General features: G+C 55.5%; 1 protein-coding gene, 1 tRNA gene and 2 rRNA genes (1 of these 4 cut by a window edge). All 4 read right to left on the bottom strand.

Annotation, left to right across the window (positions count from 1 at the left end; genetic code table 11):
- Positions 1-77, bottom strand: a tRNA-Met gene (locus J5N58_RS25805).
- Between the two features lie 40 nt (positions 78-117).
- On the bottom strand, positions 118-414 hold the full coding sequence (locus J5N58_RS25810) for a hypothetical protein (protein ID WP_162748364.1): 297 nt from the start codon (positions 412-414) through the stop codon (positions 118-120).
- Between the two features lie 36 nt (positions 415-450).
- Positions 451-565 (bottom strand): 5S ribosomal RNA (gene rrf / locus J5N58_RS25815).
- 297 nt (positions 566-862) lie between these two features.
- Positions 863-2,500, bottom strand: a 23S ribosomal RNA gene (locus J5N58_RS25820); it runs 1,159 nt beyond the window's last position.

The raw sequence follows: 2,500 nt of genomic DNA on the forward strand, positions 1-2,500 counted from the left end.
TGGTTGCGGGGGCAGGATTTGAACCTGCGGCCTTCAGGTTATGAGCCTGACGAGCTACCGGGCTGCTCCACCCCGCGTCACCAAGAGAACGGACTTTGTTTCAGCCCGGGAGCGCAGTCAGGCGAAGCCTGATGAGGTGAGGCCGATTTTGCGATCGATCCAGTGGATCGATTGCCGGCCGAACGGGCTGCTCCACCCCGCGTCACCGATAGAACTGGCCGATTTTGGCCTGTTCGTATGTGCAAGCCTGCTTGGCTTGCGGAGTTTGTCAAACGGATTGGTTTGACGGTTTTTTTCGTCATGATGACGAGAAAGCAAAAAGGCCGCGTTGGATGCGGCCTCGTTATGGGCTTGAGGCCCTTTTCGTGTCGAGAAGACGGTCTTGATCCTTTTCCCTTGCGGCTTTTTGGACATGTCATGTCCAGTGCATGGGCATGTTGCGTTTTGCAGACCTGGCAGCGACCTACTCTCCCGCGTCTTGAGACGAAGTACCATTGGCGCAGGGGCGTTTCACGGCCGTGTTCGGAATGGGAACGGGTGCAGCCGCCCCGCAATAACCACCAGGTCAGCGAAGCGCAACATTTGAGAAGCTGGCAGGCCTTCGCCTGTTTTCTTTTAAAACACGTCTTGATCTTCTGTCTTCGCGCTGCCGCGATCTTCGATCGCTACGCTGCAGACGGCGCGCCAAACTCCTGGCGACGAACTGGCATTCTGTAGCGCTGCCAAACTCGACGTCGAGCAAGGCAGCCACACAGCGCTGAAGCGCGTCGGCATTGTTGGCCGGCCCGTCCGGAGCGCTTTTGCGCGCCAGGACAAGAAGATGGCATCATCGAACAAAGTTCGATGAGCATTACCAATGAGAACGATCAAGCCAATCGAGCTATTAGTACCGGTAAGCTTCACACATTGCTGCGCTTCCACACCCGGCCTATCAACGTGGTCGTCTTCCACGGCTCTGATAGGGAATACTCGTTTTCAGGTGGGTTTCCCGCTTAGATGCCTTCAGCGGTTATCCCTTCCATATATAGCTACCCTGCTATGCCGTTGGCACGACAACAGGTCCACCAGAGATATGTCCATCCCGGTCCTCTCGTACTAGGGACAGATCCTGTCAATATTCCTACACCCACGGCAGATAGGGACCGAACTGTCTCACGACGTTCTGAACCCAGCTCACGTACCGCTTTAATTGGCGAACAGCCAAACCCTTGGGACCTGCTCCAGCCCCAGGATGCGATGAGCCGACATCGAGGTGCCAAACAACCCCGTCGATATGGACTCTTGGGGGTCATCAGCCTGTTATCCCCGGCGTACCTTTTATCCGTTGAGCGATGGCCCTTCCACGCGGGACCACCGGATCACTATGACCGACTTTCGTCTCTGCTCGACTTGTCAGTCTCGCAGTCAGGCGGGCTTATGCCATTGCACTCGACGAGCGATTTCCGACCGCTCTGAGCCCACCATCGCGCGCCTCCGTTACTCTTTCGGAGGCGACCGCCCCAGTCAAACTACCCACCATACACTGTCCCGGATCCGGATAACGGACCGCGGTTAGACATCCATGACGATAAGGGTGGTATTTCAAGGATGGCTCCACTCAAACTGGCGTCCGAGCTTCAAAGCCTACCACCTATCCTACACATGCCGACACGAATGCCAGTGTAAAGCTATAGTAAAGGTGCACGGGGTCTTTCCGTCTAACCGCAGGAACCCCGCATCTTCACGGGGAATTCAATTTCACTGAGTCTATGCTGGAGACAGCGGGGAAGTCGTTACGCCATTCGTGCAGGTCGGAACTTACCCGACAAGGAATTTCGCTACCTTAGGACCGTTATAGTTACGGCCGCCGTTTACTGGGGCTTCGATTCAAAGCTTGCACCTCTCCTCTTAACCTTCCAGCACCGGGCAGGCGTCAGACCCTATACGTCGTCTTGCGACTTCGCAGAGCCCTGTGTTTTTGATAAACAGTCGCTACCCCCTGGTCTGTGCCACCCCATCTGACTTGCGTCAAAAGGGGTCACGCTTCTTCCGAAGTTACGCGTGCAATTTGCCGAGTTCCTTCAGCATAGTTCTCTCAAGCGCCTTGGTATACTCTACCTGACCACCTGTGTCGGTTTCGGGTACGGTCTATAAGGTGGAGCTATTTCCTGGAACCGCGTCCCCGCCCTGGTAATCCAATAAACCAGAACAAGTTAAGCGATCCGTCACTACCACCAGGCCCACGAATATTAACGTGGTTCCCATCGACTACGCGTGTCCGCCTCGTCTTAGGGGCCGGCTAACCCTGCTCAGATTAACTTTAAGCAGGAACCCTTGGTCTTTCGGCGAGGGAGTCTCTCACTCCCTTTATCGTTACTCATGTCAACATTCGCACTTCCGATACCTCCAGGACCCCTCACAGGTATCCCTTCACAGGCTTACGGAACGCTCCGCTACCACTCCCTTGCGGGAATCCTCAGCTTCGGTGCATGGCTTTAGCCCCGTTACATTTTCGGCGCAA

Source organism: Paenirhizobium cremeum (genome assembly GCF_022884085.1).
Classification (GTDB): domain Bacteria; phylum Pseudomonadota; class Alphaproteobacteria; order Rhizobiales; family Rhizobiaceae; genus Allorhizobium; species Allorhizobium cremeum.

Excerpts from the sequence above, each read along its gene's own strand:
- J5N58_RS25810 (WP_162748364.1), bottom strand. The coding sequence starts at position 414 with ATGTCCAAAAAGCCGCAAGGGAAAAGGATCAAGACCGTCTTCTCGACA.